This is a genomic window from Burkholderia sp. F1, from assembly GCF_050813845.1.
Lineage (GTDB): Bacteria > Pseudomonadota > Gammaproteobacteria > Burkholderiales > Burkholderiaceae > Burkholderia > Burkholderia ubonensis.
In genome coordinates this window covers 828398-854026 of sequence record NZ_CP172422.1, presented here as the reverse complement: position 1 = coordinate 854026, position 25629 = coordinate 828398, and the positions used below count along the sequence as shown (strand labels likewise).

The following is a 25629-nucleotide window of genomic DNA, read 5'->3' as shown; positions in this document are numbered from 1 at the left end:
CGTTGAATCCCGCAAGCAAAGATTGATTTCACGGACACATCCGACGACGACATTTTTAGTATGCTCAATCAGGTCAGCAACTCGTCGGATCAAACATGTCGAAACACGCACGAATCATCACATTCGCCACGGCATTGGTTCTGGCCGCGCCACTGGTTGCCTGGTCAACAGCGGCGCGTTGCGAAACGGCCGAGGTTCACATCGACGACCAGTCCGCCGCGCAATCCCTGATCCAGACCGTCACCCGCGAGATCCAGGAGGAAATGCGCACCCGCGCGATCGCGCCGAGCGACACCGCGCGAATCATGGAAATCGTCAATCGCAACATCCTTCCGTACACGGATCTGCGCCGCACGACCCGACTGGCGATGGGCCCGTCGTGGAAAAAGACGACGCCCGAGCAACAAGACGCGATCACGAAACAGTTCGAGCAATTGCTGATCCATACGTATTCGGGTGCGCTCGGGCTCGTGACGCCCAACCTGGAGTTCCGGTATCCGCCGTCCCACGGGCCGGCCGACGCGACCGACACCGTCGTCAAGACGGTGGCCGTCTACAACGGCGAACCCGTTGAAATCAACTACCGCCTCTACCGTTCGCCGACGGGCTGGCGCGTGTACGACCTGAACGTGATGGGCGTGTGGCTCGTACAGATCTACCGGCACCAGTTCAACGAAATCATCCAGCAAAAGGGCGTCGACGGGCTGATCCAGGCGCTTGCCGAGCAGAACAAGCGGCTCTCCCTCTCGCCGCGATCGTGGCAGTGACACGGCCCCGATTCGGGGCCGGCAAGCTGCACCGACGTCGTTCGGGAAACCTCGCAACGGGACGCTAGAGCGTCCCCTCCAATTCCCCGTTCCATTGGGAGAAATCCTCATCTCCAGGGGCTGGCGCGTCCGGCGGAACCGTCTATGATAATTACATTATTCAATGGCACATTTAAAGCTGACTGAATAACCCGGCGGCGGCAACGCCCGGCGGGGCGTTCCGGATCAGCGACGACAAGCCTGCATGAAACCGGAGACGCCACGATGACCGACCATCCCCTGCCGGAAGTCCACCTGGACGAACTGCCGCAGTTCCGTGCCGTGCAGCAGCTCGCGTACCGCTGCGTGGAAACCGTCGGCGACCTGCTCTACCCCGGGATCACCGAGAAGGAAGCCGCGCGCCTGCTTGCCGAATGGCTGCAGGACCACGGCGTGCGCGACTGGCTGCACAAGCCGTTCGCGTGGTTCGGCGAGCGCACCGCGTTCGAGGGCTTCTCGGGCCTCAGGCACCTGGGCGGCTTCAATCTCGCGTTCTTCCCGAGCAATCGCCAGCTCGAAGCCGACATGCCGGTGATCCTCGACGTCGCGCCGGTGCTCGACGGCATCGTCGCCGACGTCGGCTATGCGCACTGCGTCGGCGAGAACCCGATCCTCGAGCAGCTGCAGGACGACCTGATGGACCACCGCGAGTTGATCGTGCGGCTCGTCAAGGCGCGCCGGCCGATGGCCGAAGTCGCGCAGGAAGTCGACGCGCTGTGCCGCCGCCAGGGCGTCGAGCCGCGCCACAAGGCCTATCCGTTCAAGGTGCTCGCGCATCGCGTCGCGAAGATCCACAAGCTGTCGAAGCCGCGCTTCGTCGCGCGCTTCGGGCTGAACGCGACCCGCAACCTGCTGCTCGACCAGGGCCGCGCCGCGAAGCAGCAGGGCTGGTCGCCGCTGTGGTCGACCGAGCGCCGCTCCGAGCATGCGCCGGTGCCGGGCCTGTGGGCGGTCGAGCCGCACCTGGGCTTCGCGGGCGTCGGCGCGAAATTCGAGGAGCTGCTCGTGATCACCGACGACGACGCGTACTGGCTCGACGACGACCTGCCGCACGTGCGCCGCTGGCAGCGCCGCCAGGCCGAGCACGCGGTCACGGCCTGACGCCCCACCCTTTCCCGAACCTGAGCGGACCCACGATGCAGCCACTTTCCGACGAAGCGCCGCTGGCCCTGTTCGATTCCGTCTTCACCGAGACCGCCGTCGCGTCCGGCGACCTGACGCTCGCGGTCCGAACCTGGGGCGACCCGGCGCGCACGCCGGTCGTGCTGGTGCACGGCTATCCGGACAACAGCAGCGTCTGGCAGGACGTCGCGCCCCTGCTCGCGCGCCAGCATTACGTGATCGCGTACGACGTGCGCGGCGCGGGCCTGTCGGGCGCGCCCCGGCGCACGGCCGACTACCGGCTCGCGAAGCTGACCGACGATTTCGTGGCGGTGATCGACGCGCTCTGCCCCGGCCGCCCCGTCCACCTGATCGCGCACGACTGGGGCTCGATCCAGGGCTGGGAATTCGTCACCGAGCCGCAGCTCGCGGGCCGCATCGCGTCGTACACGTCGTGCTCGGGCCCGTGCCTCGACCATGTCGGCTTCTGGCTGCGCGAACGCCTGCTGCGTCCGACGCCCGCGTCGCTGGCCAGGCTCGGCGGCCAGCTCGCGCGGTCGTGGTACGTGTACCTGTTCCACCTGCCGTTCATTCCCGAGCTGAGCTGGCGGCTGTGGCTCGGCCGCGCTTGGCCGGGCCTGCTGCACCGCGTCGAGAAGACGCGCGCCGCGCCGCGCGCGACGCAGGCCGACGACGGCGCGCGCGGCGTGCGGCTCTATCGCGCGAACTTCATCCGCTGCATCTTCACGCCGCGCGAGCGCCATGCGCATGCGCCGGTGCAGACGATCGTGTCGCTCGGCGACAAGTACGTGAGCCCCGCGCTGTCCGAGAACCTGTCGCGCTGGGTGCCGCAGTACTACCGTCGGGAAGTCGCCGCCGGACACTGGCTGCCGCTCGCCGATCCCGCGCGCTTCGCGGGCCTCGCGCAGCAGCTGATCGACGCGGTCGAGCGCGGCGAAGAACCGCCCGCGCTCGCCAACGCGCGGCGCCGCGCGACGAGCGGACGCTTCAGCGGCAAGGTCGCGGTCGTCACTGGCGCGGGCAGCGGGATCGGCCGCTGCGCGGCGCTCGCGTTCGCACGCGAAGGCGCGACGGTCGTCGCGGTCGACATCGACACGGCAAGCGCCGAGCGCACCGCGCTGCTGGTCCGGCTGATCGGCGCGCAGGCTCATGCGAAACGCGTCGACGTCGGCTCCGCCGACGAGATGGAAGCGCTCGCCGGCTGGGTCGGCAGCGAGCTCGGCGGCGCGGACGTCGTGATCAACAACGCGGGCATCGGCATGGCGGGCGGCATCCTCGACACGAGCGCCGCGCACTGGGCGCGGATCCTGCACGTGAACCTGTGGGGCGTGATCCACGGCTCGCGGCTGTTCGCGCAGCAGATGGCCGCGCGCGGCGCCGGCGGCCACATCGTCAACACCGCGTCGGCGGCCGCGTTCGGACCGTCGCGCGACCTGCCCGCGTATGCGACGACCAAGGCCGCGGTGCTGATGCTCAGCGAATGCATGCGCGCGGAACTGGCCGGGCAAGGCATCGGCGTGACGGCCGTGTGCCCGGGCTTCGCCGAAACCGGAATCATGGCGTCGACGCAGTACGCGGGCGCCGATGCGCAGAACGAAGCGCGCCTGCGCAAGCGCGCGACGAAGCTCTACCAGATGCGCGGCCTGAAGCCGGAAACCGTCGCGCAGGCGATGGTCGACGGCGTGCTGCGCAACCGGCCGGTCGTCGCGGTCGGGGCCGAGGCGCACGCGCTGCGCTTCGTCGGCCGCTTCATGCCGTGGCTCGGCCGGATGATCGCCCGCGTCAGCATGGCATCGCATTGACGGCGCAACAACACGGCAACGACGACGCACAGGGAGACACGCATGACCGCTACCGCCGACTACCACAAGATCAAGGCCCGCCACGTGAAGTTCGACTTCAGCGACACGCCGGTCACGTGGGTGCCGAACGATCCGGGCAGCACGCACATCATCAACACGCTGAACCTGCTGTTTCCGGAAGGCGAGCTGTGGTTCTGCCGCGTGTACAACAAGGCGTTGCCGCTCATCACCGACGCGCGGCTGCGCGACGAGGCCGAAGGCTTCCTGCGGCAGGAAGCCGTGCATTCGCGCTCGCACGGCGGCGTGCTCAAGCACTACTACGACCGCCACGGGATCGACACGAAGCCGTTCACGCAGAAGCTCAACTGGCTGTTCACGCGCGTGCTCGGCGAAGCGCCGCTCGGGCTGAAGATCGGCCATACGCGGTTCTGGCTGCGCCAGCAGCTCGCGGTGATCGCATCGCTCGAGCACTTCTTCGGCTATCTCGGCAACTGGGTGCTCAACGCGCACGGGCTCGACGAAGGCCACGCCGATCCCACGATGGTCGACCTGCTGCGCTGGCACGGCGCCGAGGAAGTCGAGCACCGCACCGTCGCGTTCGACATCTACCGCCACCTGGGCGGCACGTATCCGGAGCGCTGCATGCACATGGCGTTCGTGATCGTGCTGCTGCTCTACTACATCACGAAGGGCGCGAAGTTCATGTACCGGCGCGACCCGGGCGCGGGCCGCTATCCGGGTTTCGTGCGGTCGTGGTGGCAGGGCTCGCGACGTGGGCACCTGCCGTCGTTCTGGAAGGTGATCGGCGCGGCGCTGCGCTATTTCAAGCCGAGCTACACGCCGCACCACGAAGGGTCGACCGAGCAGGCGCTCGCCTATCTGGCGCGCTCGCCGGCCGCGCAGGCGGCCGCGCACGGCGGCAACTGGGGCGCGACGAAGGGCGCATGACGCGCGGCGGCGCGCGCGGCCCGCGCCGAAATGCGTACAATCGCGGCTTCATTTCCCCGGAGGTGCCGCGATGGCCATGAAAAAAACCGATCTCGAGAAGAACAAGGCGCTCAAGCTGACGCACGCGATGAAGCAATCCAGCTCCGCGCGTTTCGGCAAGGGCAGCGAAACGGCGACGCCGCTCGACCGCCGCGCGCAGCGCAAGCTCGACCAGGAACAAGGGCTCGTGCCGTTCGCGTGCAAGCTCAACGCGGAACTCGTCGAGCAGTTGAAGGCGCGCGCGGCGACGCATCCGGACGGCATGACCGGCCTGCTGTCCGAACTGCTCGTCAACGGGCTCGCGCAGCGCGACGCGTGACCCGCGCTTGCCTCGAAAATTTCCGTTGACAACGCCGCGCCTGCACGACAAACTCGTTCGCATGCCTACGTTCAAGCTCATCGCCATCGCGATTAATCATCGAGTGGACGCCCATGCGGGCGAATCACCGGGGGCGCTTGTGCGTTAGCATCCAGAGCAGCACTGCATGTCACAAGGCCTCGCCGGAAACGGATGAGGCTTTTTTGTTTTGGTGCGCGTCATCCGCCCGGCTCAACGGATGGAGATGACGATGGACCAAGCGAGCCAGCTGTTTGTTCGTCCCGATCTGCGCCGCCCCGGCGCGATCGCATTGCCGAGAGTCGTGATTCACTTCGCCGTCGCGCCGCGCAAGACGCTGACGTGGCGCGCGCCGAACGACGCCGAGATCCGTTCGCACGACGCGCCGCTGTGGCTCACGCGCCAGACGAGCGTCGACGATTACTGGATCCAGCCCGGCGACGTGCTGCGCATCCCCCGCGGCGAACGCATCTGGCTGAGCACGGACGGCGACCGGCCGGCCGAGGCGTCGATCACGACCGCGTACGCGATGCGCGGTGGATGGCTGCGACGCGCGCTCGCGCAGATGCGGCGCATGGTGCGCGGGCCCTGGCGAAGTCGGGAATGATGCGGCTGTCGTCGCGCGCGATCCAGCATGAGCGACGTGAGGAAACGTGCGCACCTGCGAGGCAACGCATCTCAGGTGCGCACCGAATGACGCGGCGCGCCGCTGCGTGCCGCGAGCGATCGCGCGCCGCGCGCGACCATCAGGTGCTGGCGGCGAGACGCGGGCCCGTGCCGCGCGAACTGGACTCGATTTCAGGCCGTTGCGTCGGCTGCGCGCTCACCCAAGGTTCGATGCCCTGCCTCTGCACCTCCTCGAGAAAGGACACGCGCGTACGCCAGTAATCCGCTTGTAATTTCGCATCGATGACGCGCTGCTCGGCCGTGAACAGTTCCATGCGTGCCGTGACGAGCATCGACGCAGCGGTTTTTTCCGGCGTGGGGGCGTGCCGCAACGCCCAACGGCTGATCCAGTTCAACATGCTGACCTCCGTGATAACGGACGAACCCGCATCGGGCAATCGCAATCGGCCGCGCGCCGCCCGCGCGCGCAACGGCCGCCGCCGCACTTCATCGCCTGGCGCTGCACGGGCCGCCGACTCCCCCGTATTGGCGGCGATCGGCCCGGCGCGTGTGCGCGGTGTATCTATCCTAGAAACTGTTGCCGGTTAACGCGATGGGGTCTTGCACTCTTTTACACAGAAACCACAGTCCGCGTCGCCGCGCGCGACGACAGTTGCGCACGGGACGGCTTCGGCGCAGGATAGCTCGATCCCCGCGCGGCGCTGGACTGACGAATCGGTTCACCCGTGCATTCGCCCTGCCACACGTGCACGCGATGCCGCGCATGCACAGTTCGCGTGCAGCATGCGCACGCTCGGTTTCATCCGCATGTCGGCGCCGCGGCTGCATGCGCATCCGCGCGCCTTCCACCACGCTCCGTCCCGTTTCGTCCCGTTTTGCCGCCGTTCCCCGTCCGAACCGGTAAAATGCGCGCCTTCCCGCAGCCGGCCGCCGACACGACCGTGCTCGGCCGGCCCGCCGATCGTGCCCCGCAACTATATCGTCCGACCTATCCCGGCTATTACAATCCGCCGATAGTCACGCAATAGTGGCTGGTTACAGTACGCCGGCCGCACCCGGCTGGCTGCGCAGCTACAACAAATCAACGTAACAAGCAACACGACAAACCGACCGGAGAAACGCCTACATGGAATCCATCAAGCGGTATTTCGGCTTCGCTGAAGCCGGCACCGACTTCCGCACCGAAATACTCGCGGGCGTCACCACGTTCCTGACGATGGCTTACATCATCTTCGTCAACCCCGCGATTCTCGGTGACGCCGGCATGCCGAAGGAATCCGTGTTCGTCGCGACCTGCCTCGTCGCGGCGCTCGCGTCGATCATCATGGGGCTGTACGCGAACTATCCGATCGCGTGCGCGCCCGGCATGGGCCTCAACGCGTACTTCGCGTACACGGTCGTCAAGGGCATGGGCTTCACGTGGCAGGCCGCGCTCGGCGCGGTGTTCGTCTCCGGCTGCCTGTTCCTGCTCGTCACGCTGTTCCGCGTGCGCGAAGCGATCGTCAACGGCATCCCAAAATCGCTGCGCATCTCGATCACCGCCGGCATCGGCCTGTTCCTCGGCATCATCTCGCTGAAGACCTCGGGCGTGATCGTCGGCAGCCCGGCCACGCTCGTCACGCTCGGCGACCTGCACAAGCCGACCACGATCCTGTCGATCATCGGCTTCTTCACGATCGTCACGCTCGACCACCTGCGCGTGCGCGGCGCGATCCTGATCGGCATCATCGGCGTCACGATCCTGTCGTTCTTCTTCGGCGGCAACGAATTCCACGGCGTGTTCTCCGCGCCGCCGTCGATCGACGCCACGCTGTTCAAGCTCGACATCCGCGCGGCGCTGTCGACCGGCGTGATCAACGTGATCCTGGTGTTCTTCCTCGTCGAGCTGTTCGATGCGACCGGCACGCTGATGGGCGTCGCGAACCGCGCGGGCCTGCTGGTCCACGGCAAGATGGACCGGCTCAACAAGGCGCTGCTCGCGGACAGCACCGCGATCGTCGCGGGCTCGGTGCTCGGCACGTCGTCGACCACCGCGTACATCGAGAGCGCATCCGGCGTGCAGGCCGGCGGGCGCACCGGCGTGACCGCGATCACCGTCGCGGTGCTGTTCCTCGCGTGCCTGTTCATCGCGCCGCTCGCGGGCGTCGTGCCGGGCTATGCGACCGCGCCCGCGCTGCTGTACGTGTCGTGCCTGATGCTGCGCGACATGGTCGACGTGCCGTGGGACGACGCGACCGAGGCCGTGCCGGCCGCGCTGACCGCGCTGCTGATGCCGTTCACGTACTCGATCGCGAACGGCGTCGCGTTCGGCTTCATCGCGTACGGCGGCCTCAAGCTGCTGACGGGCCAGGTGCGGCAGGTCAAGCCGATCGTGTGGATCATCGCCGCCGTGTTCCTGTTCCGCTTCTTCTATCTCGGCAGCGAATGAGCGTCGCGCAACCCGCCGCATAACGAAAAACGCCACCTGCCGGGTGGCGTTTTCATTGGTGCGCGGGCATCGGGTGGCGGCGAGACGTCGACGGCAAACCGCCGGCGCGCCTGGGCGGCGCGCGCGGACTCGACGACGGCCGGGCCCGCTGCGCTCAGCGGCGCCCGCTCGACACGCGCTCGACGTTCAGCGCCAGTTCGCCTCGTAGAAGCGCACGTAGCCGCTGCGCAGCGTCACGCATTGCGCGCGCGTTTCCGACAGCAGGCGCCGGGCCGCAGCCTCGATGCGGTCGCGGTGCATGTCGAACGCGCCGACCATGTCTTCGAAACGCGGGGATGCCGCGCCGAAGTGGTCTTCCAGCGCCTCCGCAGTGATGTGGCATTGGACGCGCTCGCCATTGACCAACGCCGGAAACGCAAGCATCAGTTCGCGCCCCGAATACTCGGGCGCCTCGTTCGGAAAATGGATCTGCATGGGAGCCGCCTCGACCGTCCGGTAGAAAATGAATGACCGCGTACGTCGTCCGCTACCGGCCGGACGAAATGTTCGCGGGCTGGCCGGCAGCGATACGGCCCGCGGAGTTTGGCGCGGACAATGCATGCCGGTTGCATTCACTTTAGACGGTTTCGCGCAGGAGGCAAATTTTGCGCGCGCGGCGTTCCGCCGCGGTTTTCGTCAGGCCAGGCGAGCCGAATCCGGCCCGGCGTCAGTGGGGATCTTTCGGCCACACGTTGAGCGCGACCGCGGTCGTCGCGACGCCCAGCCCGATTGCCGCCGCGCCGTAGAGCAGCGCGTCCTGGATATCGAAGAGCAGGCCGTGGATCGCCACGCCAATGCCGCCCAGCATCACGAAGGTGGCGATGGCCGCCAGGATGACCCTCAGTTCCGTCCGAACCATGATGCGTCTCCCGAACGGATGCATGTCGCGGCGCATGCATGCTGCAATGCGGAACAAAGCGCGGCGTGATCCAATTTCATCATTGCATGCGTCCGCCTGGAAGCAAGCAGAATTTGCCCGCGGTCGCGCATCTCGCGCGGCGCTTGTATGATGGAGCGTTCCAGCGCTGCCGGCCTTGCGCCGGACGTCGCGCGAGCGGGGAACGCACCCCGCCGGCGGCTGCAGATCAGCATGCGATCGGAGCGAGCGCTGAAGCGTCAACTCCGGTCGACCGCGAAGCATGGGACCCGGGCAAGTGCTAAAGCGCCAACCCGGGTCGACCGCGAAGCATGGGACCCGGGCAAGTGCTGAAGCGCCAACCCGGGTCGACCGCGAAGCATGGGACCCGGGCAAGTGCTGAAGCGCCAACCCGGGTCGACCGCGAAGCATGGGACCCGAGTAGGCGCTGAAGCGCCAACTCGGGTCGACCGCGAAGCATGGGACCCGAGTAGGCGCTGAAGCGCCAACTCGGGTCGACAGGAGACACGTCATGCCCCAATCTTCCGTGCTGCCCGCCACCACGGGCCGCATCGACCTGCTTGCGCAAGCGCACACCCGCTCGACCGCGGTCGGCCTGCGCACGAGCGACCTGCCCGACTTCTCGCCGCTGTCGCGCGTCGCGCTGCGCGAACTGGTCTCGACCCATCACTCGCTCTACACGCACGCGCGCCCGGTGATGGAAAACCTGCACGCGCAGATCGCCGACACGCAAAGCCTCGTGCTGCTGACCGACCCGGACGGCGTGATCCTGCACAGCATCGGCGACGCGGACTTCATCGAGAAAGCCAACCGCGTCGCGCTGTGCCCGGGCGTTTCGTGGGCCGAAGGCGTGCGCGGCACCAATGCGATCGGCACTGCGCTCGCGTCGGGCCAGGCGCTCGCGGTGCACGGCGCCGAACATTTCCTGCGTGCGAACCGTATCCTCACCTGCTCGTGCGCACCGATCGTCGATCCGTTCGGGCGCACGCTCGGCGCGCTCGACGTGAGCGGCGACCCGCGCGGCTTCAGCTCGCACACGCTGGCGCTCGTGCGCATGTCCGCGCAGCTGATCGAGAACCAGCTGTTTGCGAACCAGTGCGCGGAGGCGCTGCGCGTGCGCTTTCACGCGCATGAGGAATGCGTCGACTCGCTGTTCGCCGGGCTGGTCGCGCTCGGGCCCGACGGCGGGCTGATCGCCGCGAACCGCAGCGCGCAATTCCAGCTCGGCGCACCGCTCGACGCGCTGCAGCACCAGGGTTGCGATGCGCTGTTCGGCATGTCGTTCGGCCTGCTCGCGCAGCAGGCCGCCCGCGCGCCGGGGGCGACGTTCCGGCTGACGCTGTCGAGCGGCGTGCGCGTGCTCGCGCGCTGCGAATTCGCCGACGCGCAGAAAACGGCCATCGCCGTCACGCCGGTCGCGCCGGCCGTCGCGCGCGCCCCCGCGACCGATCCCGACGCGATCACGTTCGCGACGCTCGACACCGGCGACGCGCGCATGGCCGCGGTGCTCGAACGGGTCGCGAAGATCCGCGGGCGCGACCTGCCGCTCCTGATCCTCGGCCAGACCGGCACCGGCAAGGAATGGCTCGCCCGCGCGCTGCACCATGCGTCGCCGCGTGCGGACGGCCCGTTCGTCGCGGTGAACTGCGCGGCGCTGCCCGATTCGCTGATCGAGGCCGAGCTGTTCGGCTACGAGGACGGCGCGTTCACCGGCGCGCGCAAGCGCGGCAGCCCCGGCAAGATCGCCCAGGCCGACGGCGGCACGCTGTTCCTCGACGAAATCGGCGACATGCCGCTTGCGCAGCAGGTGCGGCTGATGCGCGTGCTGCAGGAACGCGCGGTCATGCCGCTCGGCGGCGCGCGCGCGGTGCCGGTCGACGTGCGGGTGGTGTGCGCGACGCACCGCGACCTGCGCGCGATGATCGCCGACGGCACGTTCCGCGAGGACCTGTTCTACCGGATCAACGGGCTCGCGGTGACGCTGCCGCCGCTCGCGACGCGCACCGACCTGCCTGCGCTCGTCGAGCGGATTCTCGCGCGGCTCGCGCGCAGCGAGCCGATGCCGTGCCGGATCGCCCCCGACGTGCTCGACGCGTTCTCGCGCCATCGCTGGCCGGGCAACCTGCGGCAGATGACCAACGTGCTGCGCACCGCGGGCATGCTCGCCGACGACGAAACGGAAATCGCGCTCGCGCATTTGCCGGACGACTTCTGGCTCGATTGCGACGCGGCGCCGGACGCACGGGAGGCACCGGAAACGCCGGCGAAACCGCTGCGCCACGCGGCGACGCTGCAAGACCACCAGACGGCGGTGATCGACGCGGTGCTCGCGCGACACCGCGGCAACGTGTCGGCGACCGCGCGCGAGCTCGGGCTCGCGCGCAATACCGTGTACCGGCATCTGCGCCGGCACTGACGACGAACGCGGCGGACGCATGGACGGCATCGGGTATGCTTGGCGGCTTGCCGTTGCGATCCGCCGTTTTCTTCCGACATGACCGATTCCGAACGCCCTCCCCTCGTCCGCGTCGAACCGCTTGGCGTGAGCTTCGACGCGCCCGACTCGCTGACGCTGCTCGAAGCGGCCGCGTTCGCCAACGTGTCGCTGCCCCGCTCGTGCCGCAACGGGACATGCCGGACGTGTCTGTGCAAGATTGTCAGCGGCAGCGTGTGCTATACGATCGAATGGCCCGGGCTGAGCCGCGAGGAGAAGGCCGGCGGCTACACGCTGCCGTGCGTCGCGGTCGCGACGTCGGACGTCGTGATCGACGTGCCGGACGCGGTCATGCTGTAACGCGCGCGGCGCGCGATCCGTCCGCAACGGCAACGCTTAACACACCCTTGGAGAGCGTCATGACCCAGCAAACCGATTGCATCGAAAAGCAGGCCGTGTTGTCCGCGCCGCTGGAACGCGTATGGGAAGCCGTCAGCAACGCCGGCGAGTTCGGCATCTGGTTCGGCGTGACCTTCGACGGGCCGTTCGTCGCCGGGCAGCGGCTGTTTGGACGGATCACGCCGACGACCGTCGACGCGGACGTCGCGAAGGCGCAGGAGCCGTATGCCGGCACGGTATTCGAGATCGTCGTCGATCGCGTCGAGCCGAAGCACCTGTTCTCGTTCCGCTGGCATCCGTTCGCGATCAATCCGAGCATCGATTATTCGAGCGAGCCGATGACGCTGATCACGTTCGCGCTCGACGCCAGGCCGGACGGCACGCTGCTGACGATTACCGAAGCCGGGTTCGACCAGCTGTTCGCCGAGCGCCGCGCGAAGGCGTATGAAATGAACGACCAGGGGTGGACTGCGCAGATGGTGCTGATCGAGAAATATCTGGCGAAGCACGCGTGAAGTTCGGACGGCGGCGTGGCCTCACGCCGCCGACATCGAAATATCGATCCCGTAGACGGCGAATACGATTCGTCATTCGTTACGAAGAAAGCGAAGCGCTGCTTGCCGACCTGAGCGGCATTCAGGCCATGATTTACGCTTGCGCCCTCACCCGGCACACCGACGGCCACGTGCGCCCGTGGCAAATCGAAAGACTCACGGACGCATCCCCGGACTGGATCGCGCCTTTCATCATTTAAAGCTGATAAATCCCGCGTTCCATCGGAAAACGCGCGGCCGAATTTCTCCATTCCACACATGAAAATCTCGCAGCGTGCATTGTTGCCTGCGACCCCTTCAATATTTCTCGTGAAAATGTAAATTGACGCGACTCGTCGATCTGCGCCGCCGTCGAAATGGCGACATTACACCGCACTCCTTATCGCGGGAACCACGCCCGGGTCGGACCCTTGGCTGCCCTCATTTCTCGCTCGTAACCATCTTTGCATTTCGTAACAAGTCGGGTTGATTCGTTGCCGCCACCTGCCGTAAATTTTGCACGTCGTCCGGCGACATCCGGCAGTTGGGCGATGTTTCATTCTACATATCACCACATGCCGGATACCTGGATGGCCAGCCATCCGACACTGCAAGTCTGCAGGCCGTGCGGACTTGGTCAAGCGGTCGAACTCGCACTGAGTATCGATTCGACTACATTCAGCCCGATAGGACCCGGCGCGCCGTTGCGGGCTCGCCGAGTTGTTCCTGTCATGCCGGACTGAAGCCGGCGCGACAGGCGGATATGGTCGAATCACGATATTTGCATCGTACTCCTACCAATGCATTGAGGAGACTCAAGCCGATTTTCGATCGGTATAGATTAACTTTGCGCAACGCGCGAAAGGAAAGAGGACAGAAAATGGAATTCGTACGAATGGGAATCGTCTTTGTTCATCTCATAGCCTGCTGTGTCTCGATTGGTCTCGTGCTGACCAGTGACATTGCGATGGTCAGGCGGCTCCTGGATTCTGACGCGCCCGCCGAGCCTGCCCAGGTCCACCTGCCCAGCCTGCAGCGCACCATCACGTTGGCGCTGATGGTGCTTTGGGTCACCGGCATTGCGATCATTGCGTTCGATATGCGGACCCAGGGGCTCACGTATCTGCACAACCCCAAGCTGCAGGCCAAGATCGGCATCGTCGCGTTGCTGACCTTCAACGGTATCGCTTTGCACTCCATGGTCCTCCCGGCATTGCAGAAAGCGGGATCCCTGCTGAAGCTTTCCTTTGAGCGGCGCATGGTTGCCATTTTCCTGGGCGTGGTTTCCGCAGTCTCGTGGTTCTATGCGGCAATGCTGGGCGTCGGGCGTCCTTTGAGCTGGAAGTATTCGTTGTTCCAGATCCTCGCAGCCTACCCGGCACTGATTGCCGGCGGAATCGCCGCCATGTTGTTTATCACGGCGCTGGCGAAATCCAGGAAGCCCGTTGAACGTCACAATGCCGAAAAGGCCGCGGCCTATTGATCGCCGACACCCGAAGGATGCGCACTGCTCGCCGCAGTGCGCATCCCGTTGCCGCACCATCCGCGCTGCCATGCAGCCTCAAGGGTGTTGCATCGACCGGTTGAATCCACAACCCACTCCGGTCGTTCGACATCGATGCCGCGACGATCACGGTCGCAACCCAACGGCGACTACGCGTATTCGATTGTTTCCCCGTCGTCAACACTGCGATGAATATTCACCCAAGATAAGACGCCGGACAGTGAATACGCTGTGAGGCCCTCCCGCCTCACGAGCCCGTATCCCATGCCCGACCTCGATGCTCCGCCCCGCACCCTGTCCATCGCGCTGCTGGCGATTTCCGCGTTCGTCATCGTCACCACCGAATTCCTGATCGTCGGCTTGCTTCCCGCGCTCGCGCGCGACTTCCGCATTTCGATTTCAACCGCCGGCCAGCTCGTCACGCTGTTCGCGTTCACGGTGATGCTGTTCGGCCCGTTTCTGACCGCGGCCTTGTCCCACATCGAGCGCAAGCGGCTGTTCGTCGCGATCATGTTCGTCTTCGCCGCCGCCAACACGCTGGCGGCGCTGGCGCCGAATCCGTGGGTGCTCGCGCTCGCCCGTTTCATCCCCGCGCTGCTGCTTCCCGTGTTCTGGGGCACCGCGAGCGAAACCGCGAGCCAGCTGGCCGCCCCCGGGCAGGCCGGCCGCGCGGTCTCGCAGGTCTATCTCGGGATCGCCGCGGCCACGCTGTTCGGCATCCCGCTCGGCACCGTCGCGGCCGACGCGATCGGCTGGCGCGGCGCGTTCGCTGGGCTCGCGATGCTGTCGCTCTTGATGACCCTGTCCCTCGCCGCCTTCATGCCCGCCCGCCCGCGGCCGGAAAGCCAGCGCATCGCCGCGCAGCTGAGCATCCTCGGCGACCGCCGCGTCATTGCAAACGTCGCGCTGTCGGTCGTCGTGTTCACCGCGATGTTCACGGCCTACACCTATCTCGCCGATCTGCTCGAACGCGTCGCGCACGTGCCGCCCGCGCAGGTCGGCTGGTGGCTGATGGGTTTCGGCGCGGTCGGACTCGCGGGCAACTGGCTCGGCGGACGCTACGTCGACCGCCATCCGGCCGGCGCGACCGCCGCCTTCGTGCTGCTGCTGGGGATCGGCATGGCGGCGAGCGTGCCGCTCGCGTCTTCGACGCGCTGGCTCGGCGCGGCGCTGGCCGTCTGGGGCATCGCCTATACGGCGCTCTACCCGGTCTGCCAGGTGCGCGTGATGAAAGCCGCGTCGCATGCGCAAGCGCTGGCCGGCACGCTGAACGTGTCCGCCGCCAACGCGGGCATCGGCGTCGGCGCGATCGTCGGCGGCTACACGATCGAGCGCAGCGCGCTCGCCAACATCGGCTACGTCGCCGCGGCGATCGCGCTGCTCGCCGCGTTGATCGCGCTCGCCATCGGCCGCCGCCGGCCGGCGCGCATCGACGCCGGTCTCGGCGCGCGGGGCGTCGCAGGGCAATAGCGCGAGCGGCACGACAACGCCGCCTTCCACCCGGCCCTGACCACAGTCAAACGGCATTTTCACAACGCAATGGGAATTGCATGGAGAATTGAGCCCTCGTTCACCCTATCGTCCTCGCTGATGTCGACAGAACGCCTGAAAGGTATCGAAGTCTTCGTCGCCATTGCCGAAGCCGGGAGCTTCACGGCCGCGGCGGAACGGCTCCATCTCACGACCTCGGCGGTCAGCAAGACCATCGCGCGGCTGGAAGCGCGGCTCGGCGCGCGGCTCTTCGAGCGCACGACGCGCCGCCTCGCGCTCACCAGCGCGGGCGAGGCGTTCCATCGCACCTGCACCCGCATCCTGACGGACCTCGAAGCGGCCGAAATCGACCTCGCCGCCGAGCACGTCGAACCGGCCGGCCGCCTGCGCGTCGACGTGCCGGTGACATTCGGCCACCTGCACGTGCTGCCGCTGCTGCTCGATTTCGCCGAGCGTCATCCGCGCCTGAAGCTGCACGCGTCGTTCACCGACCGCTTCGTCGATCCGGTCGAGGAAGGCATCGACGTCGCGGTGCGGATCGGCAGCGTCGAGCTGCTTTCCAACCTGCTCGCGCATCGGACCATCGGCCGGGAGCGCGTGATCTTCTGTGCGGCGCCGCGCTATCTGCAGCAGCGCCCGGCGATTCGCGAGGTGGCGGATCTCGAGCGCCACGATTGCGTGACCTACGGCCGCGCGGACGGCAGCGTGAGTCCGTGGGTCATGGCCCGGCCGAACGGACAGGTCGAACGCCGAACGATGAACGGCCGGATCGTCGTCGGCAGCGGCGAAGCGCAGGTTCAGGCGGTGAAGGCCGGCTACGGGGTCGCGCAGCTGGCGACCTGGATGATCCGCGACGCGCTGCGCAGCGGCGAGCTGGTCGACGTGCTGCCCGCATGCGCGACGGCGGGATTGCCCGTCAACCTGATCTGGGCGCGTCACCGGGAACGCTTGCCGAAGGTGGGCGCGACGCTGGAGTTCCTCGATCGCGCGTTGCGCGCCGTCTGCGCGGAAGACTGAAGCGCGCATCGCCGCGATGCGGGGCAGCCCGGCGCAGCTTTGGCGCCCGCGTGGCATCATCCCTGCATCTACACACGCGATATCGACTTCACGGAGCGACGCATGTCCGTTCAGACCTGGATGCTCTTTGCGGCAGCCTATTTCGTCACCACGCTGTCGCCGGGGCCCAACGTGCTCCTCGTCGTCCGGAATACCGTGCGGCATGGCAGCCACGGCACGGCCGCGACCATCGCCGGCAATCTGCTTGCGCAACTGTTCGTGGTCGTGCTCGTCGCGCAGGGCGTCGGCGCGGTGCTCGCCGCGATGCCGCCGTTGTTCGTCGCGATGAAGATCGTCGGCGCGCTGTACCTGATGGTGCTGGGCATCCGGCAACTGCGCGGCCCGCGAACCGCGGCCGATGCTCGGAACAGCATGCAGCCGCACGAGATGCCGGACCGGAAGAAGCTGTTCCGGGAAGCGCTGCTCGTGTCGGCCAGCAATCCCAAGACGCTCGTCTTCCTGTCCGCGTTCATGCCGCAGTTCATTGCGCACGACCGCCCGCTACCGATGCAATTCGTCGTGATGTACCTGACGATCGCGTGCATGGTGGTGCTCGTCCACAGCATCTATTCGGCGGGCGTGCGCAAGTTTCATCGCTGCTTCGGCATGACCCGCTGGGTGCGCGCGCTCAAGCGCGCGAGCGGCCTGCTGTTCGTCGGGCTGGGAATCCGGCTGCTCGCGGCCCGGCAGGCCTGAGCGCTCACGCGACGCAAATCCCCTCCACCGCCACCTTCCGGAACAGGTGCGGCGACGCGACCGCCGACGCCGGATACTCGGACAGCTTCGCCCGGAACGCCGGATCCGTGAACGCCGCGCGGAAGTGCGCGGTGGATTCCCACACCGCATAGTTCAGATACGTCGGACGCTCGCCGACCGCGCGATGCAGCTGCGTCGAGATGAAACCCGGCTGCCGCTTCATGAACGCGGCATCGTCCTGCCAGACCTGCAGGAACGCCTGTTCATCCGCCGGTTCCAGCGTGAAGACGTTCACGAGGACGACCGGCGCGACCTCCTCGGCAAGCTGGCGGTCGATCGGAAACGCGGGATCGAGCGGACGAAACTGTGGCATGATCGGCTCCATTAATTTGGTTGCATGATGTCAATTCGACATGGCACAGGTATAGTTCATTGACACCATGATGTCAATTTGCATTGATAGTGACAGATGAGAAAGACGAAACGCACGCCGGCGGGCGAGATCCTGACCGATTTCATTCTCGATTTCTTCCGGCTCAACAGCCGGATGCTGGCGTCCGGCGACCGGCTGGTCGCCGGGCTCGGGCTGACGAGCGCGCGCTGGCAGATTCTCGGCGCGATCGCCGGCGCCGGGCAGCCGCAGCCGGTCGCATGGATCGCGCGCGATCTCGGCGCGAACCGTCAGAATGTGCAGCGCATCGTCAACGATCTGGAAGCGGAAGGACTGGTGCGCTTCGAAGTGAACCCGCACCATCGGCGCGCGCAGCTCGTCGTGCCGACCGACAGCGGCAAGCAGGCGTTCGACGCGGCGATGGGCCTGCAGGCCGCATGGGTGAACCGTCTGTCGGACGGGTTGTCGGTGGACGATCTCGAGGCGACGCGGCGCGTCATCGCCGGACTGCGCAGGAACCTGGACGAGGCCGACGGCGGCGAATCAGCATAGCGGCATGGCGGCATGGCGGCGCATTGCGCGTCAGCGCCCGGCCGCCTCCATATCCGCGCACTGCGACCGGGCGCCTCTCTCGCCGTGCTTGCTGGCCAGCCACACGCCGAGCGCGACGACGACGATGCCGAGATAGGTCGTGCCCTGGATCCTGTCGCCGAACATCAGCGCGGCCCAGGTCAGCGTGACGGGCGGCTCCAGATAAACGAGGACGGCCACGCGTGTCGCCGGCATGCGCTTGAGCAACGCCCACAGCGACAAATAGGCGATGAAGGTCGAGAACACCGTCAGCCACACGACGGACAGCCACACATTCGGCTGCGTGGGCACGTGCAGATCGTGCGTGACGAGCCCGCACAACGCAAACAGGACGAGGCTGACGCAGCCCTGCACGAACAGCGGCAGGAACAGGCCATCCTCGTTGCTGCTGACGGCCGCCAGCGCGCGCCGCCGCTGATAGATCGTCGCCACCGACAGGCCCAGTGCGGACACGAGCGGCAGCACGTACATGACGATGCCGACGGACGCGGTCGACAGCGCGTATTGCCCGCCGATCACGATGCCGACGCCAATGAAGCCGACGAGCAGGCCGGTCCATTCGCGCACGCCGTTTCGCTCGCTGCCTTCGAACGTCGTCATCGCCGCGGTGATGAGCGGTTGCAATGCGGCGACGATCGCCGCGATGCCCGGCGGCAGGCCATGCTGGATGGCCACATAGACGCAGGCGAGATACAGGAACTGCGACAGGAAGCCGATCACCGCGTGATAGCGGATCTTCTCGAGTGTCAGGCGCCCGAGCTGCTTGTTGAGGACGATCGCCAGGCAGAGCGTGACGAGCAGGAAGCGCCAGAACAGCAGGTTGAACGCGCCGGCCGTCTCGGCGCCGATTTTTGCGCCGATGAAGCCGGAGCTCCACGACAGCACGAAGACGAACTGGATCAGGAATAGCGGCATGGGAATGGCGGCGCTCAGGCGGTTGCGGCGAACTTGCGCCCGTCTTGCAGATCCTCGAACCGGATCGGTTCGAGGCCCAGCCGCCAGTACTGCTGTTCGGCAGCGCGCTTGAGGTCGCGCTGCAGCGCCAGCCAGTTCACGACCGTCCGGGCAATGCCGTCATCGGAGGCGAGATGCCAGAATCCGTTGTCGTCTTCGCGCGTGTACGGACAGTGAAACGACAGCACCAGCGACATGCGACGCCCCGCAACGACCGGCTCGACGCCGTGGAACAGCTTGCTGCCATAAATGAGCAGCGCGTCGCCCGCCTTGTCCAGATTCGCTGTCCTGACGTGCGGGCGCGCCGCGTCATGCCGGTCGAACGTCTGCGCCGTCGATTCGTGGAAGAGAAAGTCGCCGCCGTCGTATTCGGAGCGATCCGACAGCACGACGTTCAGCACGAAGCTGGTGCCGTCCGTGTGCCACATGCCCACCTGCGCGTTGTCGTCGCGCTGCGCTGCCGGATAGTAGTAGTTGAACTGCGAGCGGGCATTGGTCATCGGATACGGAATCAGCGGCGCGCCGGCGAGGCGCGACAGCGTCAGCAGGAACCGGCGATCGTTCATCATGTCGTCGACGAACCGCGAGCGGCTCGTCACCGCGCGAATCCGTCTCGAGATGATCCAGTTGCTGTCCGAAGCCCCGCGCTCCGGTTCCCGGCCGATCTCGCGCAACGCGCCGACCGCGTCGGCGGAGAACAGCCCGCGAAGCGCGCATACCGCGTTGAGCGACGGCGCACGCGTGCCGCGCATCGGCAAATCGCCGTAGCCGAGATCGGCCAGCGTTCGGCGATACCTGATCTGGTAGTCGTCGCGCAGGCGATCGCTCGTCCAGCGCGCGGACGCCTCCGCTTCGCCGAGCAGTTTCAGCCTGACGATCGACACGTGATGCTCGCCGAGCGGCGCGAAGCCCTGCTGCCGGCTGACCAGCTCGGAGAAGCGCACCATGTTCTCGTTCTGGCAGAAGTTGTAGATAGGCTCTTCACGGCCCTCGACAAACAGCTGCATCTCCGAAATGACGTACGTCGACTTGCCGCAGAGATTGCGGATGAGCCTGCCGATCGTCACGGGCAATTCGTTGCCCTCCTGGAAGCCCAGCATCGTGATGAACGTCACGTCCTGGCCGAGATCGATACGATCCCGCTGAACGTTTCGATAATCGTCGGCGATGTACTTGAAGCATCCCGGCGTCTTGAGGAACGGCATGATCGCGTTCCTCATCGTGTGTTCCGAAGACTCGTTGACGTCGACGGACGTGTAGCGCAAATGGTCGGGGCCGCTGCCGCTCACCGCCTTCACGAGCTCGGTCGTCTTGATCGGTTCCGGATCGAGTTCGATGTAATGCACATGATGGCCGCGCGACAACAGCGCGAGACGCTCGCTCAGCGCACCGATCGCTTCCCGCAACGAACCCTTGCCGTCCTCGCCCGCGCAGAGATCCGGGCTTCGCACGCCCAGCTCGTTGAGATTGCGCATCAACGAGAATATTTCGTAGCTCGCCGCTTTTCGCCGTGCTTCCGTTTCATCGTCGGTACGCGTCAGTGTCGAATACTTTTCGTGATTCTCGACGGTCCACACCAGATCCGCCCGCAGCTTTTTATCCCGAACCAAGGCATCCACTACAAAATCGCTGATCGACATGAATCGTTCCTCGGACACGTATCGCTCTCGATTGACTTGCCTGCCTGTTGACCCGAGGATAGGGAGCCCCAATAATCCCGTCAATCCAAATTACCTGAATCAGTCGTTCATCGTTTCGAAATCATGCCCCGCACCCTCGACGTCGATCTGCTGCGTACGTTCCATGCCGTCGCGAAGCTCGGCCGCTTCAAGGACGCCGCCGTCTATGTGAATCGCAGCCCATCCGCGGTCACCGCCCAGATTCAGAAGCTGGAAGAAATGGTGGCGCAGCGGCTGTTCACGCGAAACAACCAGTCGGTCGAACTGACGCAGTTCGGCCAGAAGCTGCTCGCGGACACCACGGATTTCCTGTCGAGCCACGACCGGCTCGTCGAATCCCTGTCTCCGCAGATGCTGACGGGCACATTGCGGCTCGGCATCCCCGACTCGTACGCCGCACACTTCATGGCGGATTTCCTGCCGCGTTTCGCCGCCGACCGGCCCCTGCTCGAACTGACGGTCGAAGCGCGCTCCAGCGAGGAATTGCAGCATCTGTTCGCCCGCGGCCAGCTGGACATCACGATCGCCGTGCTGCCGAAGGCGCCGCCGCACGGCGAACTGCTCGGCAAGACCCATCCGGTCTGGGTGGCGTCGCGCACGTTCACGTACAAGCGCGGTGCGCCGCTGCCGATCGCGGTACAGTTGGCGGGCTGCCCGTACCGGGATACGGCGCTGACCGTGCTGAAGAAGCACAAGATCGCGCATCGGATGCTGCTCGAGAGCGCCAGCTCGCCCGCCGTCGAAGCCTGCATCGCGAACGGCCTCGCGGTGGGCCTGATCGAGCGCGATCGCGTGTCGGGCAACCTGACGAACAACGTCGCGGGAATCGCGCTGCCCGATCTTCCGCCGCACCTGATCTACGTATTGACGGACGACAGCAACCGGGCCGCCCTGCATCTGCGCGACGTGCTGAAGAGCACCTTCAGGATCGGCCCATGACGCCTGTGCGCTGCACGGCGCGGGCCCCTTCCATGACGGCATACCGACACTCGACATGTACCGAATTCTTTCCACGCTTTCCGACCCGTGCGCGTGCATCGCGTCCGAAGATGTCCTCGGTCACGTACAGCGCGGCGACCGCTTCAACGCATGGGCGATCGACGGCGCTTCGTTCCTGACGGACCATCCGTTCACCACGTTCGGCGATCGCTCCGATGCGCATTGGTTCGCGGCGGAACTCTCCGCGTTCCTCGCCCGCGAGCTGGGCGAACGGGAATTCGACGCCGCCCGTCTTCGTCCGGTGCTGGAGGATTTGCGGCAACGCTATGTGGCGTTGTCCCCGGATACGCCGCTGTGGGCCTATCCGGCCGCGGCGTGCACGATCGTCGAGCTGCAACGGTCCGGCGATCGGGTCGTCGCGGACATTCACCAGTACGCGGACTGCTTCGCATTGTTCGGCGCGCGCCGCGCCGACGAGCCGACGCCTGCGGTCAACGGTTTCCAGTCGACCGCGTCGCGGATTCAATGGCGGCCGCGGTCGGGATTCTCCGGCGCACAACTGGCGCGTCAGCGCGAGCGCCGCATCGAGCAACAGCACAACCGGAATACGACCGCGCTGACGCTCAATCCCGACAGCGCAGCGAACGGCATTCATGTGCGGCAGACCTTCGCCGCGCCATGCCAGGTGCTGCTGGGGACCGACGGCGTATCGCGCGCGTGGGAATACTACGGTCTGGTCGATCAGGGCGACGTCATCGACTTCGTGTCGCGCAACGGCCTTCCGGCGTTGTTTGCGCGGCTGCGACACCACGAGGAAAACTACGTCAACCCCGAGATGAAATCGCGCGACGATGCGGCGGCGCTGCACATGCTCTGCGATTGACGCGCGTCCGGCTTACGACAGCGGAACGAATTCGCGGACCGTGCCGCTCTCGACGCGATAGGCCCGGTCGGCGACCTTCAACAGCGCGTGATGGCGCGTAATGACGACCAGCGTCGGCACGCGTTGCCTGCCGGATGAGGGCCGTATTCGCGAAGCGCGTTGGCGTCACGCCGCTGCAGTATCGCGAGAGATTCCGGCGCAAGCCGTCGGGCGCGGCTCGAGCGGCCAGGCCAGTTCGCGCGCCCGCGCCGGATGGACGAGGCGTGCGAACGCTACGCAAGCGCGTCGCCGGCGGAACCGGCGCGCGCCGGCGCCTGTCGCCGCAGCCGCAGCGCGATCAGTGCAGCGAGGGCCGCCAGCGCGACCCCGGTGAGAAACCCGCCCGTATAGCCGACCTTCGCGGTCAGCGTCAGCATCATCGACGACGCGATGAGCTCGCCAAGATCGCGCGTGCTCTGCACCGCGGTGACGTCGGTGCCTGCCTGATCGCCGTCGCCCGCAAAGCGCATGCCGGCCGTCATGATCGACACCGACGTGACGCCCGTCGACAGCGAGCCGAGTACCGTGCACAGCCACACCCATTGCGGTGCGGTCGGCAGCCATCCGTTCGCCTGCGCGAACCACAGCAACGCGCCCGCGCCGGCGCAGCCCACGCCGGCCGTAAACGCACGCCACAAGCCGAGCCGCCTGACGAGCCACGCGCCGCCGCCGCAGCCGAGCACGACGGTCACGACGCCGCCCGCCATGCCAAGCCGCCCGATCGCGGCGAGCGTCCAGCCGGCGTCGTTGAGGAAGAGCTTCGACAGTCCGAAACCGGACACGGCGGTCATCGCCGACAGCAAGGCCAGCGACAGCAGCGACAGCGACCACGGCCGCCTCGCGAAACGCGCGAGGCTCGCACGCGGCCCGGATTTCGCGCGGGCGCGATCCGCTTCGCGCGGCAGCAGCCACAGCACGCATGCGAGGCTCGCGAGCGGCACGGCCGTCAGCACGAGAAACGCGGCCTGCTGACCGAACAGGCCGATCAGCGTCAGCAAGCCGGCGCCGCCGCCGAAGAAGCCGATCATCACGCTCGCGATCTGGATCGCGTTGATCTTCGCGAGCGCCTCGCCGTGGAAGTGTTCGGCGGCCATGCCGTCGTTCGCGATGTCCTGCGTGGCGCTCGCGAGCGACGCGACGGCGAGCAGGCCGACCGCCCAGCCCGCCGTCGAGACCGTCATCCCGACCTGCGCGAGGATCGCGAGGCACAGCACGACGATGCCTTGCATCGGCAGCATCCAGCTGCGGCGGCGGCCGACTCGCGCCGACCAGCGGTTGTCGACGAACGGCGCCCACAGGAATTTCACGACCCACGGCAGCCCGACGAGCGGCAGGAACGCGAGCGCGTGCAGCGACGCGCCGTCGTGGCGCAGCAGCGCCGGCATCGCGTCCATCGCGACGCCGATCGGAATGCCTTGCGACAGATAAAGCAGCGTGATCGTGACGACCAGGCGGCGATGTTCGAGCAGATCGCGCATCGAAGTCTCCAGTTGCATGTGACGTTAAAAGGGTTCCGCGCCGGCCGGCAGCCGGGCAGGTCGCGACGTGGCGCGATTCGGGCGGCGCGCCGCGCGCAGCAGCAGCACGCCGAAAGCGGCGAGCGACACGTCGATGTGCCAGTAGACAGGTGCGCCCGCGCCGAGCAGCGCGATCGACAGATGGGTCGCGCCGGCGAGCAGATACGCACCGCCTGCCGCGCGCATCAGGCGGCGCAGCAGCGCCGCGCGATCCGCGGCGCACGCCGCGAGCGCGGCCGCGCTGCCCCAGGTCGCCCAGAACAGTGCGGCGAGCGCATGGTCGACCCGCGCGCCGGGCGGCAACGCGCGCCCGACGAACAGCAGCGCGCCGCCCGCCAGCACGAGTCCGCCGCACACGCCGACGCCGAGCGCCGCCAGTGCGCGCGCCGAACGGTCGCCTTGCGCCTGCCTGCGCTCGATCCACAAATGAAGCCCCGTCGCGCACAGCGCGCAGGCGCCGAGTCCCATCAGGAAATGAAGCGCGCGCAGCGCGCCGCCCGCAAGGCCGGTCCAGTCGTATCGCGCAAAGTGCAGCGGCTGCACGGCGATGAACGCGCGCAGCCAGAAGCCGCGGCCGCGCGACGTGGCGCCGCCGAGCCGCTGCCCGTCGGCCGCACGATAAAGGTGGCGCTCGAACAGCGCGGTGCTCGGCAGCCCCGTCGTCGTGCCGGCCAGCTCGACGCTCGCGTTTACGTCGCCCCAGTGATGCAGCACGACGGCTTCGGGCCGAAAACCCGGCGTGCGCGCGGCGTCGCGCCGGAGCAGCGCGTCGAGGTCGGGTGCGCGCCGCCACGGCACGCCTGCCGCGGCCGGCAGCGGCCTGCCGGCCAGATCCGCGAACGCGCGCTGCGGCTGTCCCGGGTACACGACAGGCGCGAGCGACACGGTGCCGAGCGCGCCGAGCCCGGACAACGCGCCGGTGAACGCGAACAGCACGAGCCACGGCGCGCCCCACAGGCCGATCCATCCGTGCAGGTCGAACAGCGCGATGCGCAACTCCTTGCCGCGCCTGATCCGCGCCGCGTCCGGCCAGCGGCGCCGATGCGCGACGAGACCCGCGACGATCAGCACCAGCAGCACGAGGCCCCACAGGCTCACGAAGATCCGGCCGGGAAAGCCGGCAAACAGCGTCTTGTGCAGCGTGACGAGCAGCGCGCCCCGTTCGGCCCCGTCAAGCAGCGCGCCCGTCGCCGGATTCAGCGCCAGCGCGCAGACCTGGCGCGCCGAGCAGAACGCGATCGCCGGATCGGCCGGATGCGGCAGCAGGATGCGCGCGTCGCGCAGCGGAAAGCCGAGCGACGCCGCGCGCGCGGCGAGCGCGTCGAGCGGCAACGACGGCCCGGCGACGGCGAGCGACGGCGGCAGCCACCAGCCTCGCATCGATTCGTGCGCAAGGCTCCAGACGCCGCTGAACAGCACGACGAACAGCACCACGCCAAACAGTGCGCCCGCCCCGCGATGCAGTTCGCGCCAGCGCGACCGCAACGATGCGTCCATG

General features: G+C 67.1%; 24 protein-coding genes and 1 pseudogene. 17 read left to right on the top strand and 8 right to left on the bottom strand.

Going from position 1 to position 25629, the window contains the following annotated elements; genetic code table 11:
- Positions 1 to 95: 95 nt before the first annotated feature.
- The 6 genes from ACFIMZ_RS22905 to ACFIMZ_RS22880 all read left to right on the top strand — a co-directional run bounded on the left by ACFIMZ_RS22905 (position 96) and on the right by ACFIMZ_RS22880 (position 5661).
- Positions 96 to 767: an MlaC/ttg2D family ABC transporter substrate-binding protein gene (locus ACFIMZ_RS22905; RefSeq protein WP_431824589.1), complete on the top strand. Its 672-nt coding sequence runs from the start codon at positions 96 to 98 to the stop codon at positions 765 to 767.
- A gap of 264 nt (positions 768 to 1031) precedes the next feature.
- Positions 1032 to 1907 carry a M24 family metallopeptidase gene (locus ACFIMZ_RS22900; RefSeq protein WP_431824588.1) on the top strand — a complete coding sequence of 292 codons (876 nt, stop codon included), beginning with the start codon at positions 1032 to 1034 and terminating at the stop codon, positions 1905 to 1907.
- A gap of 35 nt (positions 1908 to 1942) precedes the next feature.
- Entirely contained in the window at positions 1943 to 3730 is a 1788-nt protein-coding gene (locus tag ACFIMZ_RS22895) for an SDR family oxidoreductase (protein WP_431824587.1), read from the top strand.
- A 42-nt stretch (positions 3731 to 3772) separates the two neighbouring features.
- On the top strand, positions 3773 to 4678 hold the full coding sequence (locus ACFIMZ_RS22890; RefSeq protein WP_431824586.1) for a metal-dependent hydrolase: 906 nt from the start codon (positions 3773 to 3775) through the stop codon (positions 4676 to 4678).
- A 70-nt stretch (positions 4679 to 4748) separates the two neighbouring features.
- Positions 4749 to 5036 carry a hypothetical protein gene (locus ACFIMZ_RS22885; protein ID WP_431824585.1) on the top strand — a complete coding sequence of 96 codons (288 nt, stop codon included), beginning with the start codon at positions 4749 to 4751 and terminating at the stop codon, positions 5034 to 5036.
- Positions 5037 to 5286: 250 nt separating this feature from the next.
- Positions 5287 to 5661: a DUF2917 domain-containing protein gene (locus tag ACFIMZ_RS22880; protein ID WP_431824584.1), complete on the top strand. Its 375-nt coding sequence runs from the start codon at positions 5287 to 5289 to the stop codon at positions 5659 to 5661.
- A 139-nt stretch (positions 5662 to 5800) separates the two neighbouring features.
- On the opposite strand, the gene ACFIMZ_RS22875 is transcribed toward ACFIMZ_RS22880, so the two are convergent.
- Positions 5801 to 6079 carry a hypothetical protein gene (locus ACFIMZ_RS22875; RefSeq protein ID WP_431824583.1) on the bottom strand — a complete coding sequence of 93 codons (279 nt, stop codon included), beginning with the start codon at positions 6077 to 6079 and terminating at the stop codon, positions 5801 to 5803.
- A gap of 728 nt (positions 6080 to 6807) precedes the next feature.
- Between ACFIMZ_RS22875 and ACFIMZ_RS22870 the strand changes: the two genes are divergently transcribed.
- Positions 6808 to 8109, top strand: coding sequence for an NCS2 family permease (locus tag ACFIMZ_RS22870; protein ID WP_431824582.1), 1302 nt, complete (start codon positions 6808 to 6810; stop codon positions 8107 to 8109).
- 186 nt (positions 8110 to 8295) lie between these two features.
- On the opposite strand, the gene ACFIMZ_RS22865 is transcribed toward ACFIMZ_RS22870, so the two are convergent.
- Together ACFIMZ_RS22865 and ACFIMZ_RS22860 are read right to left on the bottom strand one after the other, a co-directional pair.
- Complete coding sequence (locus ACFIMZ_RS22865; RefSeq protein ID WP_017328705.1) at positions 8296 to 8583, bottom strand: DUF1488 domain-containing protein; 288 nt, start codon at positions 8581 to 8583, stop codon at positions 8296 to 8298.
- Positions 8584 to 8815: 232 nt separating this feature from the next.
- A complete protein-coding gene (locus tag ACFIMZ_RS22860) occupies positions 8816 to 9007 on the bottom strand; it encodes a DUF2964 family protein (protein WP_042588930.1) in 192 nt (63 codons plus the stop codon).
- Positions 9008 to 9536: 529 nt separating this feature from the next.
- Between ACFIMZ_RS22860 and ACFIMZ_RS22855 the strand changes: the two genes are divergently transcribed.
- The 7 genes from ACFIMZ_RS22855 (at position 9537) to ACFIMZ_RS22825 (ending at position 17138) form a co-directional block, all read left to right on the top strand.
- On the top strand, positions 9537 to 11441 hold the full coding sequence (locus ACFIMZ_RS22855) for a sigma-54-dependent Fis family transcriptional regulator (protein WP_431824581.1): 1905 nt from the start codon (positions 9537 to 9539) through the stop codon (positions 11439 to 11441).
- 78 nt (positions 11442 to 11519) lie between these two features.
- Complete coding sequence (locus tag ACFIMZ_RS22850; protein ID WP_431824580.1) at positions 11520 to 11819, top strand: 2Fe-2S iron-sulfur cluster-binding protein; 300 nt, start codon at positions 11520 to 11522, stop codon at positions 11817 to 11819.
- 59 nt (positions 11820 to 11878) lie between these two features.
- Positions 11879 to 12373 carry an SRPBCC family protein gene (locus tag ACFIMZ_RS22845; RefSeq protein WP_431824579.1) on the top strand — a complete coding sequence of 165 codons (495 nt, stop codon included), beginning with the start codon at positions 11879 to 11881 and terminating at the stop codon, positions 12371 to 12373.
- A gap of 898 nt (positions 12374 to 13271) precedes the next feature.
- Positions 13272 to 13874, top strand: coding sequence for a hypothetical protein (locus ACFIMZ_RS22840; protein ID WP_431824578.1), 603 nt, complete (start codon positions 13272 to 13274; stop codon positions 13872 to 13874).
- Positions 13875 to 14159: 285 nt separating this feature from the next.
- The gene (locus tag ACFIMZ_RS22835; RefSeq protein ID WP_431824577.1) at positions 14160 to 15365 is read left to right on the top strand and encodes an MFS transporter; all 1206 of its coding nucleotides are present in this window, start codon (positions 14160 to 14162) and stop codon (positions 15363 to 15365) included.
- 120 nt (positions 15366 to 15485) lie between these two features.
- The gene (locus tag ACFIMZ_RS22830) at positions 15486 to 16403 is read left to right on the top strand and encodes a LysR family transcriptional regulator (RefSeq protein ID WP_431824576.1); all 918 of its coding nucleotides are present in this window, start codon (positions 15486 to 15488) and stop codon (positions 16401 to 16403) included.
- A gap of 102 nt (positions 16404 to 16505) precedes the next feature.
- Positions 16506 to 17138 carry a LysE family translocator gene (locus ACFIMZ_RS22825; protein WP_431824575.1) on the top strand — a complete coding sequence of 211 codons (633 nt, stop codon included), beginning with the start codon at positions 16506 to 16508 and terminating at the stop codon, positions 17136 to 17138.
- A 4-nt stretch (positions 17139 to 17142) separates the two neighbouring features.
- Here the strand turns inward: ACFIMZ_RS22825 and ACFIMZ_RS22820 are convergent, their stop codons facing one another.
- Positions 17143 to 17511, bottom strand: a complete 369-nt coding sequence (locus tag ACFIMZ_RS22820) for an antibiotic biosynthesis monooxygenase family protein (RefSeq protein ID WP_431824574.1) — start codon at positions 17509 to 17511, stop codon at positions 17143 to 17145.
- 96 nt (positions 17512 to 17607) lie between these two features.
- On the opposite strand from ACFIMZ_RS22820, the gene ACFIMZ_RS22815 reads away from it, so the two are divergent.
- On the top strand, positions 17608 to 18081 hold the full coding sequence (locus tag ACFIMZ_RS22815) for a MarR family winged helix-turn-helix transcriptional regulator (RefSeq protein ID WP_431824573.1): 474 nt from the start codon (positions 17608 to 17610) through the stop codon (positions 18079 to 18081).
- Between the two features lie 30 nt (positions 18082 to 18111).
- Here ACFIMZ_RS22815 and ACFIMZ_RS22810 read toward each other — a convergent pair whose 3' ends face one another.
- Positions 18112 to 19035, bottom strand: a complete 924-nt coding sequence (locus tag ACFIMZ_RS22810; RefSeq protein WP_431824572.1) for a DMT family transporter — start codon at positions 19033 to 19035, stop codon at positions 18112 to 18114.
- 14 nt (positions 19036 to 19049) lie between these two features.
- Positions 19050 to 19910, bottom strand: a pseudogene (locus ACFIMZ_RS22805) (2OG-Fe(II) oxygenase); the annotation flags it as partial.
- Between the two features lie 927 nt (positions 19911 to 20837).
- On the opposite strand from ACFIMZ_RS22805, the gene ACFIMZ_RS22800 reads away from it, so the two are divergent.
- Together ACFIMZ_RS22800 and ACFIMZ_RS22795 are read left to right on the top strand one after the other, a co-directional pair.
- Positions 20838 to 21692 (top strand): LysR family transcriptional regulator, encoded by an 855-nt coding sequence (locus tag ACFIMZ_RS22800; protein ID WP_431824571.1) that lies wholly within the window; start codon positions 20838 to 20840, stop codon positions 21690 to 21692.
- Between the two features lie 55 nt (positions 21693 to 21747).
- Positions 21748 to 22575: a hypothetical protein gene (locus ACFIMZ_RS22795; RefSeq protein WP_431824570.1), complete on the top strand. Its 828-nt coding sequence runs from the start codon at positions 21748 to 21750 to the stop codon at positions 22573 to 22575.
- 272 nt (positions 22576 to 22847) lie between these two features.
- Here the strand turns inward: ACFIMZ_RS22795 and ACFIMZ_RS22790 are convergent, their stop codons facing one another.
- Together ACFIMZ_RS22790 and ACFIMZ_RS22785 are read right to left on the bottom strand one after the other, a co-directional pair.
- Complete coding sequence (locus tag ACFIMZ_RS22790) at positions 22848 to 24092, bottom strand: RhtX/FptX family siderophore transporter (RefSeq protein ID WP_431824569.1); 1245 nt, start codon at positions 24090 to 24092, stop codon at positions 22848 to 22850.
- A gap of 24 nt (positions 24093 to 24116) precedes the next feature.
- Positions 24117 to 25628 (bottom strand): PepSY-associated TM helix domain-containing protein, encoded by a 1512-nt coding sequence (locus tag ACFIMZ_RS22785; protein ID WP_431824568.1) that lies wholly within the window; start codon positions 25626 to 25628, stop codon positions 24117 to 24119.
- Position 25629 lies beyond the last annotated feature (1 nt).